This window comes from Microbacterium sp. NPDC097977 (genome assembly GCF_040302605.1).
GTDB lineage: Bacteria > Actinomycetota > Actinomycetes > Actinomycetales > Microbacteriaceae > Microbacterium.
The window spans coordinates 1-14,921 of sequence record NZ_JBEOUR010000035.1; the positions used below are offsets into that span (position 1 = coordinate 1).

The 14,921-nt window shown below is 69.3% G+C and carries 17 protein-coding genes; 6 read left to right on the plus strand and 11 right to left on the minus strand.

The window, feature by feature from the left end; genetic code table 11:
- Positions 1-195 precede the first annotated feature (195 nt).
- From ABTZ43_RS09640 to ABTZ43_RS09650, 3 genes are read right to left on the minus strand one after another with little or no spacing between them, the layout of a single operon-like run.
- Positions 196-1,479 (minus strand): glutaminase, encoded by a 1,284-nt coding sequence (locus tag ABTZ43_RS09640; protein ID WP_056419157.1) that lies wholly within the window; start codon positions 1,477-1,479, stop codon positions 196-198.
- 23 nt (positions 1,480-1,502) lie between these two features.
- Complete coding sequence (locus tag ABTZ43_RS09645; protein ID WP_350538628.1) at positions 1,503-2,819, minus strand: sensor histidine kinase; 1,317 nt, start codon at positions 2,817-2,819, stop codon at positions 1,503-1,505.
- Positions 2,812-3,489, minus strand: coding sequence for a response regulator transcription factor (locus ABTZ43_RS09650; protein WP_056414583.1), 678 nt, complete (start codon positions 3,487-3,489; stop codon positions 2,812-2,814). Before ABTZ43_RS09650 ends, ABTZ43_RS09645 begins: the two co-directional genes overlap by 8 nt.
- A 126-nt stretch (positions 3,490-3,615) precedes the next feature.
- Between ABTZ43_RS09650 and ABTZ43_RS09655 the strand changes: the two genes are divergently transcribed.
- On the plus strand, positions 3,616-4,170 hold the full coding sequence (locus ABTZ43_RS09655; RefSeq protein WP_350538629.1) for a hypothetical protein: 555 nt from the start codon (positions 3,616-3,618) through the stop codon (positions 4,168-4,170).
- 112 nt (positions 4,171-4,282) lie between these two features.
- On the opposite strand, the gene ABTZ43_RS09660 is transcribed toward ABTZ43_RS09655, so the two are convergent.
- From ABTZ43_RS09660 to ABTZ43_RS09670, 3 genes are all read right to left on the minus strand, one after another.
- Positions 4,283-4,489, minus strand: coding sequence for a CDGSH iron-sulfur domain-containing protein (locus tag ABTZ43_RS09660; RefSeq protein ID WP_350538631.1), 207 nt, complete (start codon positions 4,487-4,489; stop codon positions 4,283-4,285).
- Positions 4,486-5,526, minus strand: a complete 1,041-nt coding sequence (locus ABTZ43_RS09665) for an iron-containing redox enzyme family protein (protein ID WP_350538632.1) — start codon at positions 5,524-5,526, stop codon at positions 4,486-4,488. Before ABTZ43_RS09665 ends, ABTZ43_RS09660 begins: the two co-directional genes overlap by 4 nt.
- A gap of 116 nt (positions 5,527-5,642) precedes the next feature.
- Positions 5,643-6,092 (minus strand): carboxymuconolactone decarboxylase family protein, encoded by a 450-nt coding sequence (locus tag ABTZ43_RS09670; protein ID WP_314098198.1) that lies wholly within the window; start codon positions 6,090-6,092, stop codon positions 5,643-5,645.
- A gap of 99 nt (positions 6,093-6,191) precedes the next feature.
- Between ABTZ43_RS09670 and ABTZ43_RS09675 the strand changes: the two genes are divergently transcribed.
- Positions 6,192-6,371 carry a hypothetical protein gene (locus tag ABTZ43_RS09675; protein ID WP_045252830.1) on the plus strand — a complete coding sequence of 60 codons (180 nt, stop codon included), beginning with the start codon at positions 6,192-6,194 and terminating at the stop codon, positions 6,369-6,371.
- Positions 6,372-6,391: 20 nt separating this feature from the next.
- On the opposite strand, the gene ABTZ43_RS09680 is transcribed toward ABTZ43_RS09675, so the two are convergent.
- The 4 genes from ABTZ43_RS09680 to sigJ form a co-directional block, all read right to left on the minus strand.
- Positions 6,392-7,777, minus strand: a complete 1,386-nt coding sequence (locus ABTZ43_RS09680; protein ID WP_350538633.1) for an LLM class flavin-dependent oxidoreductase — start codon at positions 7,775-7,777, stop codon at positions 6,392-6,394.
- Positions 7,778-7,884: 107 nt separating this feature from the next.
- Positions 7,885-8,616 carry a nicotinamide riboside transporter PnuC gene (gene pnuC / locus ABTZ43_RS09685; RefSeq protein ID WP_200946569.1) on the minus strand — a complete coding sequence of 244 codons (732 nt, stop codon included), beginning with the start codon at positions 8,614-8,616 and terminating at the stop codon, positions 7,885-7,887.
- Complete coding sequence (locus ABTZ43_RS09690; RefSeq protein ID WP_056414599.1) at positions 8,613-9,140, minus strand: GNAT family N-acetyltransferase; 528 nt, start codon at positions 9,138-9,140, stop codon at positions 8,613-8,615. Before ABTZ43_RS09690 ends, pnuC begins: the two co-directional genes overlap by 4 nt.
- Positions 9,141-9,318: 178 nt before the next feature.
- Positions 9,319-10,227, minus strand: coding sequence for an RNA polymerase sigma factor SigJ (sigJ, locus tag ABTZ43_RS09695; protein WP_350538634.1), 909 nt, complete (start codon positions 10,225-10,227; stop codon positions 9,319-9,321).
- Positions 10,228-10,469: 242 nt separating this feature from the next.
- Here sigJ and ABTZ43_RS09700 point away from each other — a divergent pair, with 242 nt between their 5' ends.
- Entirely contained in the window at positions 10,470-11,270 is an 801-nt protein-coding gene (locus tag ABTZ43_RS09700; protein WP_350538635.1) for an SDR family oxidoreductase, read from the plus strand.
- Between the two features lie 60 nt (positions 11,271-11,330).
- Positions 11,331-12,680, plus strand: a complete 1,350-nt coding sequence (locus ABTZ43_RS09705) for a DUF222 domain-containing protein (protein WP_350538636.1) — start codon at positions 11,331-11,333, stop codon at positions 12,678-12,680.
- Positions 12,681-12,738: 58 nt separating this feature from the next.
- On the opposite strand, the gene ABTZ43_RS09710 is transcribed toward ABTZ43_RS09705, so the two are convergent.
- Positions 12,739-13,656 (minus strand): DUF808 domain-containing protein, encoded by a 918-nt coding sequence (locus ABTZ43_RS09710; RefSeq protein ID WP_350538637.1) that lies wholly within the window; start codon positions 13,654-13,656, stop codon positions 12,739-12,741.
- Positions 13,657-13,808: 152 nt separating this feature from the next.
- Here ABTZ43_RS09710 and msrB point away from each other — a divergent pair, with 152 nt between their 5' ends.
- Complete coding sequence (gene msrB / locus ABTZ43_RS09715) at positions 13,809-14,309, plus strand: peptide-methionine (R)-S-oxide reductase MsrB (RefSeq protein WP_350538638.1); 501 nt, start codon at positions 13,809-13,811, stop codon at positions 14,307-14,309.
- Positions 14,306-14,851, plus strand: coding sequence for a peptide-methionine (S)-S-oxide reductase MsrA (msrA, locus tag ABTZ43_RS09720; protein WP_350538639.1), 546 nt, complete (start codon positions 14,306-14,308; stop codon positions 14,849-14,851). The genes msrB and msrA overlap by 4 nt, the downstream gene beginning before the upstream one ends.
- Positions 14,852-14,921 lie beyond the last annotated feature (70 nt).

Below are 14,921 nucleotides of genomic sequence, written 5' to 3' on the forward strand. Positions count from 1 at the left end.
GCGATCGGCGCGACCGGCACGGTCTCGGCATCCGCGGCCGGGGGAGCGGGGGGCGCGGGGGGAGCCGGAGGCGTGTTCGCGGGGAGGTTCTCGGGCGTCTGGTCGGGTGTCGGGTTCTTGTCGTTCATGAGTCGATGGTCCCGCGGAGGTGCTGAAGCCACCCTGAAGCCCCCTGAAGACCTCTTCAGGAACGGGTCAGCCGCGCACCGCACTCGCCACATCGGCGAAGGATGCCGGCACGAACCCGCCGTGCGCCTGATCGCCGTGCACGAGCTCACCCGACCCGGTCTCCGCGCTGCCGAGCACTCCCCACGGGTCGACGATCCGCACGTCATGACCGTCGAGGTGCAGCCTGCGGACGCCCTCGAGCAGCATCCGCTTCGCGATGTCGTTGGCGCGCTGCACGCGGTCGAGGTCGATGACCACCGGGTCGTCGCCGGCCTGCTCCTCGGCGAAGCCCCGCAGCACCCGCTCGGCCTCCATGAAGTGCAGGTCGCCCGCGATCTCGTGCACCGCGATCCCGTCGTGCTCCACGCGACGCGACACCGACCGCGCCCGCTCGGTCGAGGTCATCAGGTGCAGGCCCAGATCGTGGTTCATGCGCTCGAACATCCGCACCCCACGCGTGCTGTTGCCGTGCTCGTCGAGCCGGGGCGAGAACACCGCGATGCCGACCTGACCGGGCAGCACGCCCATCAGACCCCCGGCGACGCCGCTCTTGGCGGGGATGCCGACCGAGGTGAGCCAGTCGCCGGCGGAGTCGTACATGCCGCAGGTGGTCATGACGCTCAGCACCTGCCGGTTCACGACGGGGTCGATCAGCTGTTCGCCCTCCGGCGACAGCCCGCCGGCGGCGAGCACCGAACCCATGCGGGCGAGATCGCGCACCGAGACCGACACCGAGCACTGGCGCGTGTACCCGCGCACGATGTCGGCCGGGTCGGCGTCGAGCACGCCCACGGTGCGCAGCATGTACGCGAGCGCCATGTTGCGGTCTGCGGTCGACAGCTCGGACTCGAACACGTCCTCCGCGATCGAGAGCTCGCGGCCCGCGAGGCGGCTGTACAGGTCGAGGATGCGCTCGGCGCGACCATCGGCGTCCGTGCCGTCGACCAGGGCGTGGGCGGCGATCGCTCCCGCATTGATCATCGGATTGCGAGGGCGACCGCTCCCGGGCTCCAGCGAGATCTCGTTGAACGCGTCGCCGGACGGCTCGACGTCGATCCGTTCGAGCACGGCATCGAGACCACGATCCGCGATCGCGAGAGCGTAGGTGAACGGCTTCGAGATCGACTGGATCGTGAACTCGACGTCGGCATCCCCCGCGACGTAGACCTCGCCGTCGAGCGTGGCGACCGCGATGGCCAGGCGATCCGGGTCGGCGTCCGCGAGCTCCGGGATGTACGAGGCGACCTCGCCGGCATCCTCCCCGCAGGAGTCGAGCAGCAGCTGGAGGTAGTCGATCATCGGGGTCTGCATGTGCTCCATGCTCCCACGGGCGTTCAGTCGGAGAGAGGGAGGGAGACGACGAATCGCGCCCCGTCCCAGCGTGACGCGTCGACGGAGACGGTGCCGCCGCCGGCCGCCGCGATGCCCCGGACGATCGCCAACCCGAGTCCGCTCCCGCCCGCATCGCGGCTGCGCGCCTCATCGAGCCGCACGAAGCGCTCGAAGATGCGCTCCCGCTCGGGTTCGGGCACGCCGGCGCCGTCATCCTCGATCGTCACGAACACCCACGAGCCCTGCGGGATCACGCTGATCGCGACGCGTCCGGCGCTGTGCCTCGCCGCGTTGTCCGCGAGATTGCGCAGCAGCTGGCCGAGCAGCCGTGGGTCGCCGACGACGCGCGCGGCGGCGATGCCTGTCCCGTCGACGTCGACCCCGCGCGAGCGCAGTCGGCGCACCTCTCCGAGCGCCACATCGTCGAGATCGACCGCCTCGTCGTGAGTGCCCGCTCCCTCGTCGAGGCGGGCGAGCAGCAGCAGCGACTCGACGATCCCCTGCAGGCGCAGCCCCTCGTCGGAGACGACCTCGGCCAGCTCGTCGATGCTGGTCGTGGCGGGGTGCGCCTGGGCGAGTTCGGCGTGCTGGCGGATCGTGGCCAGCGGCGACCGCAGTTCGTGCGAGGCATCCGACACGAAGCGGCGCTGAGCGGTGGCCGAGGCGTCGAGCCGATCGAGCATGCGGTTCATGGTGGTCGCGAGCGCCGCGATCTCGTCGGACGAGGGCGGCACCTCGACCCGTCGGTGCAGGTGCTCGGCGGTGATCCCGTCGACCTCCCGCCGGATCCGCGTCACGGGTCTCAGCGCACGGCCGACGACGAGCCAGGTCGTGACGGCGACGAGCACGAGCAGCAGGGGCACGGCGACGGCGAGCAGGATCGCGACGGTCGACAGGGTCTCGACGGCGTCCTCGATCGGCACGGCGAGGACGAGGGTCTCGTCGCCGTGCAGATCATCCGAGACGATCAGCATCGGTGTGCGGTCGATCGTGCGGGTGCTCGCCCCGTCGGCGATCGGCAGGGCGGTGGACCCCAGATCGTCGAGGGCGTCCTCGCTCGCCGCGCGCACCGATCCGTCCGGTGCGATGATCTGCACGATCTCGTCGTCGAGGGTGTCGATCCCCCGGCCTCCGGGCCCGTCGAGTCGCTCCGTCAGCTCGTCGAGCCGCTGCTCCGCCGCCCGTTCGGCACTCGCATGGATGCTGGAGCTCAGAATTCCGTAGAACGAGAACGCTCCGATCAGCAGCGCGACGGCGACCACGAGGGTGGCGCCGAGCGTGGTCCGTGCCCGCACCGATCGCCACGCGCGGCTAGCCACCGTCGGCCGCCAGTCGGTAGCCGGCGCCGCGGATCGTCTCGATCGCCTCGCGACCGAACGGCTTGTCGAGCTTGCGGCGCAGATGCCCGACGTAGACCTCGACGATGTTCGGATCGCCGTCGAAGTCGTCGTCCCAGACGCCCTCGATCAGCGTGCGCTTCGAGAGCACCTGACCGCGATGGCGCATCAGGTACTCCAGCACCGCGAACTCGCGGGCGGTCAGGGTGACGGGCGTCTCGCCGCGCCACACGTGGTGCGACGAGGGATCGAGTCTCAGGTCGCCGGCTTCGAGGACGGCGGGGCGGGCGACCGCGCCGCGGCGCACCAGGGCGCGGATGCGGGCGACGAGGATGGCGAACGAGAATGGCTTCGTCACGTAGTCGTCGGCGCCGGTCTCGAGCGCCTCGACCTGGTCCCATTCACCGTCCTTCGCGGTGAGCATGAGCACGGGCGTCCAGTTCTCTTCGGCGCGCAGCGCCTCGCACACCTTCCAGCCGCTCATGCCGGGCATCATCAGGTCGAGGACGATCGCGTCGTAGCGCGTCTCGCGCGCCCGCCAGAGCCCGTCGACCCCGTTGTGGGCGACATCGACCGCGAAGCCCTCGGCCTCGAGTCCTCGGCGTACGGCGTCGGCGAGACGCGCCTCGTCGTCCACCACCAGGATCCGCATGATCCCAGTGTGGCGGGCGCACGCTGAATCCGCGCTGAAGCGGGGCGGGAGGAGGTGCGGTCAGCGGTGGCGCGGGGAGCCCGGCGGGAGGTTGGCAGCGCGGATCGCGTGTGGTTCCATGAGGGGATGGCCAGGATCCGGGGGGACAGGTCGAGAGGCACGCGTCTGCTTCTCGTCATCGCGACGACCATGCTGCTCGCGGGATGCGCGACGGCGACCACCGGGCTGTCGACGGCATCGCCGACGGCATCCGCATCCTCGACCGCATCCCCGAGCCCCACTCCCACTGCGGCGTGCCCGCAGGTCGAGGGCGTCGAGCTGCCCCCGGACTGCGCGCCGTACGATCCCGACAACGCGATGGCGCAGAACGACCGCTACCGCGATCGCGTGGATCTGTCGGAGGCGAGCCGAGCGGCGGCCGAGCGGCCGGCCAACGAGATACGCACGGCGCTCGAGACCCTGCGCACCTCGGGAGACCTGTCGGTCGACGCCGTGGAGGACGCGATCTCGGATGCCGGGCTGAGCGACATCCAGATCATCGGCGACGAGCGCGCCGTCGCGTTCGGTGTCGCCGCACCGGAGGGCGGATGCATCTTCGGAGAGGTGTCGGCGGATGTCCTCTCCGTCGAGGTCGGCGGCATCATCATGGACGGCGGCTGCCTGCCGGCGGTCGGGCACTGACCGGCGCCCACTCCGTCGGGAGGAGAACTCCACCTCGGGAGGACCCGATCCCGCGGATTCTCCTCCCGACAGGTGGTTCTCCTCCACGGCGCGTCGACCGACAGCGCCGAGATCACGTGTCGGTGCGGAATCCCGACGCCTTGTGCGTGCCGTCGCAGAACGGCTTGATCGTCGACAGACCGCACCGGCACAGTGCGACGGTGCGACGGCTGACGGGGATCCGCTCGCCGTCGGACGTCTCGAGCACCGCCGCCCCTCTGACCAGCAGCGGCCCGTCGGGGTAGGCGGTGATCGTGACGGCCTCCTCGCGCTCGCTCATCGCGACGACCGCTCCCGCAGCGAGGATTCGCCGCGCGTCCAGGACTCGAGCATGTGCCCGGCCGCCCACCCGTCGACGGTCAGGCAGGCCGCAGCGCCGAACATGATGTCCTCGAGCAGCTCGGGGTGGTCCTCGGCCAGAGCGCCTGCGAGGTCGCGCGCCGCGATCTGCTCGTGCACGGCATCCGCTTCGACATGCTCGTCGAAGTACTCGGTCACGTCCTCGGCGAAACCGAGCCGGCGCAGACCGTCGCCGTACATGCGGTTGGGGATCGACGAGGTGATCTCGAACGCGGCGAGGTGTCCGACGATCGCGCCGACGAGCCGGCGATTGATGCCGAACATCGACATCGTGTTGAGCGACGCGAGCGTGATCGCCGGGACGTCGTCGACGTATCCGCCGTAGGTGTCGTCGAGGCCGGCGCCCCGCATCGCGCGCGCGAAGATCGTCGCATGCACGCGGTCCGGCCGTCCTCCGCCGTACTCGTCCGACTGGATCTCGACGAGCGCGGCCTTCGCCCTACCGTGTAGTCGCGGAATCGCCCAGGAGTGCGGATCGGCCTCCCGCAGCGTGTAGATCGAGCGCTGCATGAAGAACTCGCGCATCTGCTCCTCGGTCGCCTTCTTCGCGACGTAGCGCGACAGGCTCGGCCCGGTGTCCGCTTCGGCGAGGGCGAAGAGCGCGCGGCCGACGGCGTCGACGGTCGGCTCGGGCAGTTCGGGAGCTGGCACCGTGGCCCGCAGCGCCCGCTCGAACGCGTGCTCGAGGATCGCCCGAGTGGAGATCAGCGCCGGGTCCCACTCCAGAGCAGGATCGAGCTCGGGCAGCGAGCCGTACGACGACGCGTAGAGCACGAAGAGGGCGAGCTGGATGTCGTCATCGCGCACGATGTCGGCGCTCGCGGCGAGGGCGAGCTCCGCCCGCGCGCCGAGATCGTCGACCTCGTCTCCGGTCAGTCGGCGGATGACGGCGTCACTCAACGGGCCGCGAGCGGTGCAGCCATGGAGGGCGGACGGAACGAGGGTCGGTGCAGACATGATCGCAGTCTCACCCTCGCTCGATCGACCGAGAAGGGACTTGACGGCGCGCATCGGATGCGGAAGGGCGGATGCCTCGGCATCCGCCCCCACCCGTCCCGCTGCGTCAGGCTGCGTCAGGCGTGCACGGGGTAGTGGCTGCTGATCGCGATGCGGTTCCAGCTGTTGATCACGACGACGAGCCAGGTCACGGCCGCGATCTGCTTCTCGGTCAGCACGCCGTCGATCTCGACTCCGCGGTCGACGAGGCGTCCGGGGTCGCCGATCATCGTGACGTTCTCGGCGATCTGCAGGGCCGCCTGCTCCTCGGCGGAGAAATACTGCGACTCCCACCATCCCGCGAGCACGGCGAGGCGGTCGGCCGTCTCCCCGGCCTTGACGGCGTCGGCGCAGTGCATCCTGAGGCAGAACGCGCAGCCGTTGAGCTGCGAGGCGCGAACCTTGACCAGCTCGACGAGCAGCGGCGAGAGCCCGGCATCCGCCCCCGCCTCTGCGGCCTTCGCGGCGAACTCGAGCATCGCCTGGTACGGGGCTGCGTAGATCTTGCCGATGTTCACGTGCGACACGTCGTCTCCTTCACTGGGGAGGCGCCCGATGCGCCTCACCGGTACTGACGACGCAGCATCCGGATCTGTGACGTCCGCCCTGCCGCCTAGGCTGGAACCATGAACAAGAACTCGCTGTGGACCGTCATCGGAGTCGTCCTCGCCGTGGTGATCGCCTGGTGGATCGTCAGCGCGCTGTTCTCGATCCTGTGGTTCATCGCGAAGCTCGCGATCGTGCTCGTCGTCGCGGGCGTGGTGTTCCTCGTCCTGCGCGGACTCTTCAGCTCGAAGGCCGAGTGACCGCTCGCACGACCAGTTGATCAGGCGACCGGAGTCTTCGCCCCCACCCGGTAGCGCGCGGCGCGATGCGTGTCCTGCACCCGGTCGCCCTTGCCCTGCAGCTTGTGACGCAGCGTGCCCGGCGTGTACTCGTTCGGGTAGACGCCGCGCTCGCGCAGCACCGGGATGACGTGCTCGATCACGTCCTGCCAGGTGCCGGGAGTGACCGCGTACGCGAGGTTGAAGCCGTCGATGTCGGTCTCCTCGACCCACGACTGCAGTTCGTCGGCGATCTCGACGCCCGAGCCCACGACGGTCGGGCCGAGGCCGCCGATCGCGTTGTGGCGGCCGAAGTCGCCGACGGTCCACTCGCGTCCGAGGTCGGCTTCCTCCTTGAGGTGCTGCAGCACCGATCGGATGGCGTTCGACTCGACGTTCCCCACCGGCTCGTCCTCGGCGTACTGCGACAGGTCGACGCCCATCCAGCCCGACATGAACGTCAGTGCGCCCTCGGGGCTCGCGTACGAGAGGTACTCGGCGTGCTTCGCCGCGGCATCCTCGCTCGTCGCCCCGGTGATCACCGTGAGCAGCGTGTAGATCTTGGCGTCGTAGCGGTCGCGACCGGCGTCTTCGAGTGCGTCGCGGATGCGCTTCACGGTGCCCGCGAGCACCTCCTTCGAGGGCGCGGCCACGAAGATCGCCTCGGCGTTCTCCGACGCGAACTTTACCCCGCGGGGACTGGCACCGGCCTGGTAGATCACCGGAGTGCGCTGCGGCGACGGCTCGGAGATGTGGATGCCGGGCACGCTGAAGTGCTTTCCCTCGTGGCCGATCGGATGCACCTTCGCCGGGTCGGTGAAGATGCCGCGTTCGCGGTCCTCGACCACGGCGTCGTCTTCCCACGACCCCTCCCACAGCTTGTAGAGCACCTCCACGTACTCGTCGGCGTGGTCGTAGCGGTCGTCGTGGGCGAGCTGGTCGGTCTGGCCCATGTTGCGCGCGGCGCTGGGCAGGTACCCGGTCACGACGTTCCAGCCCACGCGGCCGTTCGTCAGGTGATCGAGCGTGCTCAGGCGACGCGCGAACGGATAGGGGTGCTCGAACGCGGTGCCCGCGGTGATGCCGAATCCGAGATGCTCGGTGACGGCGGCCATCGCGCTGACCAGCAGGATCGGATCGTTCACGGGCACCTGGGCGCCGTTGCGGATCGCCGCCTCGTTCGTGCCGCCGTAGACGTCGTAGGTGCCCAGGACGTCGGCGATGAAGATGCCGTCGAAGGTCGCGCTCTCGAGCAGCTTCGCCAGATCCGTCCAGTACGAGAGCGTGTTGTACTGGCGGGAGCGGTCGTCGGGATGCCGCCACAGGCCGGACGACTGGTGGGCGACGCAGTTCATGTCGAAGGCGTTGAAGCGGATCTGACGGGTCATGGCGTCTAGCAAACCCGCCGATCGGCCGCGCGGCCAGTCTCGCGACACGCGCCGACACATTCGCGGGGAGCCCCCCGGCGGATCCTTCGATGCGAATCGGGGCCTGGTCAGTCCCGGTCGGGGTCGATCGTCTTCACCGTCGAGGTGATCGGTCGGGGGTCGGGCATGATCGTCTCGACCTGAGGTTTCGCGTTCGCCTGCGCGCGGCACCAGACGACGAAGCCGACCGCGGTGAAGACGCCGTAGAACACGTACATGAACCCGGTCGCGTAGAACCCCGAGCTGAACAGCAGCGGCACGCCGACCACGTCGACGGCGATCCAGATGAGCCAGAACTCCGTCCAGCCCTTGGCCATGCCGTACGTGGCGAGCAGGGATCCGACGAACGTCCAGGCGTCGGCCCAGACGGGCTCCCACGACCCGAGCGCGCGGAAGAGCGGGGTGAGGGCGATCGTGCCGATCACCATGACCAGCACGAGGCCGATCCGGGCGCTGTTCGGCGCCCACCTCGGCGTGACGCGACCGCCGTCCGATGCGGCCTGGCGCCAGCGCACCCATCCGTAGATCGCCACGATGATGAACATGACCTGGCGTCCTGCCTGACCGAGCAGGTGCGGGAGTTCGTGGTCGGGGTTGAGGATCGACCCGAGGAACACCGTGAGCAGCAGCAGGTTGCCGACGATGCCCACCGGCCACGCCCAGATCTTGCGCTGCATGCCGCCCAGGGCGCTCGCGAGACCGAAGGCGTTGCCCACCACCTCGCGGATCAGCAGCACCTGGCCGCCGGGCAGCACCCACTGCGAGTTGAACGCATCGGCGAGCCAGAGCAGGGCGTTCACGTGAGCTGGTCCGGGAAGGGGCGCTCGTCGAGCACGAGCTGCAGCAGGGTGAGATCGAGCCAGCGGTCGAACTTGGCGCCGACCTGCGGCATCCGTCCGACCTGCAGGAAATCGAGGCGCTTGTGCATGACGATCGAGCCGGTGTTGCCGCTCTCGACCGCCGCGACCATCACGTGCACGCCGAGCCTGCGCGCACGATCGATCAGCTCGATCATCAGCGCCTTGCCGATGCCGCGCCCGCGCTCGCCGTCGCGCACATAGACGGAGTGCTCGACCGTGTGCCGGAAGCCGTGGTGCGGACGGAAGTCGCCGAACGTCGCGTACCCCAGCACTCCGGTGTCGTCGACCGCGACGAGCACCGGATAGCCCCGCGCGGTGCGCTCGGCCATCCACGCCGTGCGGTCGGCGAGGTCGACGGCGTCATCGTTCCAGATGGCCGTCGTGCGCAGCACCGCATCGTTGTAGATGGCCAGGATCGCCTCGAGGTCGGCGGTCTCGGCATCCCGGATCTGGTGGTCGCTCATCGGGTCTCCTGCATCTGCGCGGGGGTGCGCACGGGACGACGCTAGCAGGATGCCGTGGACAGGATCGGCGTGCACCGTCTGCAGGGCCGACGCACGTCTGCAGGGCCGAGGCTCGTCGACCATCCTGCATCCGTGCATCGATCCTGCAGACGTGCCGTCCGTGCGCGAGCCCGGCGGGTCAGGGGGAGGGCCGCCAGTGGGTGAGCTTGGCGGGGTTGAGGACGATCCACAGCTGGGTGATCACGCCGTGTTCGACGTGGAGGTTCATGACCGAGTGCACGGCGCCCTCGTTGCGGAACACCAGTCCGATCCCGTCGCCGAACCGCTGTTCCTCCACCGTCAGACGTGGGCTCTTTGCTGCGATCCCGAGCAGGAAGCGGGCGACGTGGTCGGCTCCGCTCACGACGTTGCGCGCGGCGCTGACGACACCGCCGCCATCGCTGCGGAGTTCGACATCGGGAGCGAGGAACCGCAGAAGCGCGCCGATCTCACCGGTTCGCGTGGCGTCCTGGAAGGCGCGGACGACGCGATCGTGCTCATCGCGAGGAACCGCGACCGCTCGGCTCTCGCGCACGTGGCGACGAGCGGATGCGGCCAGCTGCCGCACGGCTGCGGAGGATCTGCCGACCGCCGCGGCGATCTCGTCGAACGGCACGGCGAAGACGTCGTGCATCACGAACGCCACGCGTTCGGCGGGCGTCATCGCCTCGAGCACCACGAGCAGTGCGGTCGAGACGTCGTCGTCGAGGGTGATGCGATCGAGGGGATCCGCGGGCGAGGCCGTGCGCGCTCCGATCGCCCCGGCGAACACATCGGCCGGAACGGGCTCGGGCAGCCACGGCCCGACATACTGCTCGCGTCGACGACGTGCGGACCCGAGGAGGTCGAGCGCGACACGGCCGGCGACGGTCGTCAGCCAGCCCGCCGGGTTCGCGATGCCCTCGCGCTCGACATCGGTGAGCCGGTACCAGCGCAGGTACGTCTCCTGCACGATGTCCTCGGCATCCGCCAGTGTGCCTGTCATCCGGTATCCGAGGGCGAGCAGACGGCGGCGTTCGCGGAAGACGTCGTCGAGGTTGTCGTCCATGGGTGTCTCCTCCGGTGCGGCATCCGCCGTGTTCTCGTCCTGGGTCGCGCTCGTGGGTCGTGTTCGCGGGTGTTCTTTTCGCGTGCTTCCTGTCGCGTGTGCTTTCGCAGGATATGACGATGCAGCGCGCGCACGTGTGAGGCCTCACATTCTCGACGGCCGTCTCGTCATCACAGCGGGAGGGTGCGCGGTGGGTGCACGCACCGCGCGCAGGCGGGTTCCCGGAGCGGAGAGGAAGTCGGATGAGGATCGCCGTCGCAGGAGGAACGGGTGTCGTGGGCCGGCATGCCGTCGCGCAGGCGCGGGCCGCGGGGCATGAGGTCGTCGTGCTCTCGCGCGTGGGCGGTGTCGACGTGGGCGGTGTCGACGTGGGCGGTGTCGACGTGGGCGGTGTCGACGTGACCAGGGGCGCCGGTCTCGTCGAGGCGCTGCGGGGCGCGGATGCCGTGATCGACGTCACGAACACGACCACGCTCTCGGCGGCGAAGGCCATCGCCTTCTTCGAGACGGCGACCCGCACCCTGCTCGCCGCGGAAGAGGCTGCGGGCGTCGGGCATCACGTCGCGCTGTCGATCGTGGGGATCGATGGGATCGACTCCTCCTACTATGCGGGCAAGCTCGCGCAGGAGCGCGCGGTGGCGACGGGGCCGGTGCCGTTCACGATCGCGAGAGCGGCGCAGTTCCACGAGTTCGCCGGGCAGGTGCTCTCGGGGATGCGCGGGCCCGTGGCACTCCTGCCGACGCTGCTCATGCGGCCGGTGGCCGCCCGGGAGGTCGGTGCGCATCTGGTGCGGCTCGCGGAGGGTGCGGCGACCGGTCGGGCGAGCGACCTGGTCGGTCCGCGCGACGAGATCCTGCTCGACGTCGCCCGACGGCAGCTCGCGTTCGACGGCCTGCGCCGGCGCGTGGTGGGGGTGCGCCTGCCCGGCGCATACGGCACGGGGCTCGCATCGGGGGCTCTGCGCGGCGGCGCCGATGCCCGGCAGGGGCGCATCACGTTCGACGAGTGGCTGCGCAGTGAGGACCACGTGCGCGGCGGGTGAAGTTGCAGCGCATGCCGGCATTCCGACCACAGTTTAGAACATATGTTCTAAACTGAGACCATGACCACGACCCGTCTGACGCCGCTTCTCGAGGCCATCGAGCGCCTCGGCGATGCGTGGGCCGATGCGGAGAGGAGCACCGATCTCTCGCGGGCCGAACTGCTCGACGCGCATCGTGCGGTCGGCGAGGTGCAACGCTGTCTCGACGGGATCCACGCCGAACTCGCGGCGACGATCGCGCACGAATCGCGGCCGGAGCTCGGCCCCGAGGGGCTGGCCAAGGAGCAGGGATTCCGTAATGCCGGAGCACTGATCGCGACCACGACGGGCGGTTCACCGGGGGACGCGAAGCGCCTCATCACGGTCGGTCAGGCCGCCGCACCGCGCAGCAACCTGCTGGGCGAGGTGCTGCCCGCGAAGTACCCCGCGCTGGCGGCAGCGCTCGCCGCGGGTGAGATCTCCGTGGCCGCCGCCGCGGTCATCGTCGCACTGCTCGAACGGCTTCGCCTCCGCGTGGGGTCGGCGCGGGTCGACGAGGCCGAGGGGCTGCTCGTCGCTCGCGCCGCGGGGATGACGCTCGACGACGTGCGCACGCTCGTCGCCCGCACCGAAGCCTGGCTCGACCCCGACGGGGTGGCTCCCAAAGAACAGCAGTCGCGTGATCGTCGCTCTCTCACCATGTTCGAGCGCGACGGCTCCTTCCACCTGAACCTGCAGACCGACATCGCGTCGAGCGCGCCCATCAGGGCAGCGATTCAGGCCTACGTGTCCGCGACGTTCCAGGCGCGGGTCACGGCACCCGAGCCCGGTGCGGCCGACGCCGATCACCGCAGCGTGGTGATGATCCAGGCCGACGCCATCAGCGCCCTGTGCGAGCATGCGATCGCCTGTGACAACGGAGGGATGCCGGCGACCGGTGCGACAGTGGTGGTGCGTGTGAACCTCGACGACCTCACCTCGGGGCGGGGAGCCGCGACGATCGACGGCAGCGACCAGCCCGTGAGCATCAGCACATGCCGACGGATGGCAGCGGGTGGCGGGATCATCCCGGTGGTGCTCGGCTCTGCGGGAGAGATCCTCGACTGGGGCCGAGAGAAGCGACTGTTCACCCGGGCGCAACGTCTCGCCCTCGTCGAGCGAGACGGCGGATGCGCGATGTGCGGCCTCCCGCCCCAGATGACCAAAGCGCACCACATCAGGTGGTGGCAGCGCGACACCGGGCCGACCGATCTGAACAACGGCGTACTGCTGTGCGAGTCGTGTCATCACCGCATCCACGACAACGGATGGGACATCAGTGTCGACGGTGTCGGTGTCGCCGCGCGGGTCTGGCTCATTCCGCCGCCGCACGTCGATCCGGCGCGGACTCCTCGCCTCGGAGGAAGGGCTCGCTATGACATCGCCGCGTGAGAAGCCCGCGACGAGGGATGCATCGAGGGATGCGTCGAGGGATGCGCCGAGGGACGCTTCAGGCGTGCACGTCGACGGGGGATTCCCCGCCCTCGTGGAAGTTCGGCTTCTTGCCGAGGAGCTTCGCGATGCCCAGCACGATGGCCACGATGATCAGGCCCGCGACCAGTCCGGAGATGGCAGAGAACAGGGTGTCGCCGATCCAGACGATCACATTGCCCGCGGGCTCGAGGAGGTGCTCGATGCCATGCAGGATGTCGGCTCCGAAGTGCACGCCGACCTCGCTGAGATTGACGAGCAGCAGGTGGCCCCCGACCCACAGCATCGCGACGGTGCCGAGGATGCTGATGAAGCGGAAGACTCCCGGCATCGAGCGCACGATCCTGGTGCCCGTGTGGCGCACGCGCTGTACAGGGCTCTTCGCCATCTTCAGGCCGATGTCGTCGATCTTCACCAGGAGCGCGACCGCGCCGTACACGACACCGGTCATGATCAGGGCGATCACGGCGAGGATCGCGAGGGTGGTCCAGATGTCGAGACCGGCCTCGAGATTGGCGAGCGAGATCAGCATGATCTCCGTCGAGAGGATCAGATCCGTGCGCACGGCGCCGAGCACCAGCTTCCGCTCGTCGCGCGCGCTCTCGTCAGCGTGCCCGTGCTGCACGCCGAACCACTCCAGCACCTTCTCGGCCCCCTCGAAGCACAGATAGGCTCCGCCGAGGATCAGCAGATAGGGCAGCACCCACGGCGCGAAGGCGGTCAGCAGCAGCGCCACCGGGATGATGATCAGGAACTTGTTGGCGAGAGATCCCACCGCGATCTTCGCGACCACCGGCAGCTCACGCGCAGGCGTGATGCCCTGCACGTACTGTGGTGTCACGGCGGCATCGTCGATCACGACGCCCGCGGCCTTGGCGGATGCCTTCATCGCCGCGCTCAGAATGTCATCGACGACCGCGAGCAGTCCAACCGACATGTGTGTCTCCCCTGTGGTGTGTGTAGCGGAGCAACTCTATCGACTGCGACGAAACTCACAGCCCGCTCACAGTCCTGCGGGACCAAAACCGGGCATCCGCCGGTTGTGCTCTATGACGCCGCAGCCAGCCGCGTCGGAAAAGGAGACGCATCATGTCGAATGACTACGGCAGGACTCCGGAGGCCGTCAGCGACCTCACCCACCTGCAGTACGAGGTGACGCAGGAGGATGCCACCGAACCGCCCTTCCGCAACGCCTACTGGAACACCCACGACGACGGCATCTACGTCGACGTGGTGTCGGGCCAGCCCCTGTTCTCGTCGACCGACAAGTTCGACAGCGGCACCGGCTGGCCGAGCTTCACCCGCCCGATCGAAGAGGACGCGGTCACCACGCGCACCGACCGGAAGTTGTGGATGACGCGCACCGAAGCCCGCTCCACCGGAGCCGACAGCCATCTCGGACACGTGTTCGACGACGGACCCCGTGCCGCCGGTGGCCTCCGCTACTGCATGAACTCCGCCGCCCTGCGCTTCATCCCTGCTGACAGCCTGGATGATGAGGGGTACGGTCGCTACCGTCACCTCTTCGCCGGCGCCGAAGCTGATGCCGACACCCCCACCTCCACCCCCACCTCTGAGGAGCAGTCATGACAGACACCGGAACCATCACCCGCACCCCAGGCACCGAGACCGCCGTGCTCGCAGGCGGCTGCTTCTGGGGGATGGAAGACCTCATCCGTCGCCAGCCCGGAGTGCTCGACACCCGGGTCGGTTACACCGGCGGGTCGAACGACCACGCGACCTACCGCAACCACCCCGGCCACGCCGAGGCCGTGGAGATCGTGTTCGACCCGACGAAGACGACGTACCGCGACATCCTTGCGTTCTTCTTCCAGATCCATGACCCGTCGACGCTCGATCGGCAGGGCAACGACCGAGGGTCCAGCTACCGCTCGGCGATCTTCCCGCTCTCTCCCGAGCAGGAGACCGTCGCCCGTGACACCATCGCCGACGTCGACGCGTCGGGCCTGTGGCCGGGCAAGGCCGTCACCGCGATCGAGCCCGCCGGATCCTTCTGGCAGGCCGAGGAAGAGCACCAGGACTACCTGATCAAGTACCCGAACGGGTACACCTGCCACTTCCCGCGCGCCGGATGGGTGCTGCCGAAGCGGGAGCAGAGCGCCGCGGTCTGACCGCCGCACCGAGAGCCCTTCGTCGGGCCCGTGTGACTCCGCTCCCTGAGCGAGCGCAGCGAGACGAAGG

Coding starts and splice junctions, on each gene's coding strand:
- ABTZ43_RS09640 (WP_056419157.1), bottom strand. CDS start 1,479: ATGCAGACCCCGATGATCGACTACCTCCAGCTGCTGCTCGACTCCTGC.
- ABTZ43_RS09650 (WP_056414583.1), bottom strand. CDS start 3,489: ATGCGGATCCTGGTGGTGGACGACGAGGCGCGTCTCGCCGACGCCGTA.
- ABTZ43_RS09655 (WP_350538629.1), top strand. CDS start 3,616: ATGGCCAGGATCCGGGGGGACAGGTCGAGAGGCACGCGTCTGCTTCTC.
- ABTZ43_RS09660 (WP_350538631.1), bottom strand. CDS start 4,489: ATGAGCGAGCGCGAGGAGGCCGTCACGATCACCGCCTACCCCGACGGG.
- ABTZ43_RS09665 (WP_350538632.1), bottom strand. CDS start 5,526: ATGTCTGCACCGACCCTCGTTCCGTCCGCCCTCCATGGCTGCACCGCT.
- ABTZ43_RS09675 (WP_045252830.1), top strand. CDS start 6,192: ATGAACAAGAACTCGCTGTGGACCGTCATCGGAGTCGTCCTCGCCGTG.
- ABTZ43_RS09680 (WP_350538633.1), bottom strand. CDS start 7,777: ATGACCCGTCAGATCCGCTTCAACGCCTTCGACATGAACTGCGTCGCC.
- ABTZ43_RS09690 (WP_056414599.1), bottom strand. CDS start 9,140: ATGAGCGACCACCAGATCCGGGATGCCGAGACCGCCGACCTCGAGGCG.
- sigJ (WP_350538634.1), bottom strand. CDS start 10,227: ATGGACGACAACCTCGACGACGTCTTCCGCGAACGCCGCCGTCTGCTC.
- ABTZ43_RS09700 (WP_350538635.1), top strand. CDS start 10,470: ATGAGGATCGCCGTCGCAGGAGGAACGGGTGTCGTGGGCCGGCATGCC.
- ABTZ43_RS09705 (WP_350538636.1), top strand. CDS start 11,331: ATGACCACGACCCGTCTGACGCCGCTTCTCGAGGCCATCGAGCGCCTC.
- ABTZ43_RS09710 (WP_350538637.1), bottom strand. CDS start 13,656: ATGTCGGTTGGACTGCTCGCGGTCGTCGATGACATTCTGAGCGCGGCG.
- msrB (WP_350538638.1), top strand. CDS start 13,809: ATGTCGAATGACTACGGCAGGACTCCGGAGGCCGTCAGCGACCTCACC.
- msrA (WP_350538639.1), top strand. CDS start 14,306: ATGACAGACACCGGAACCATCACCCGCACCCCAGGCACCGAGACCGCC.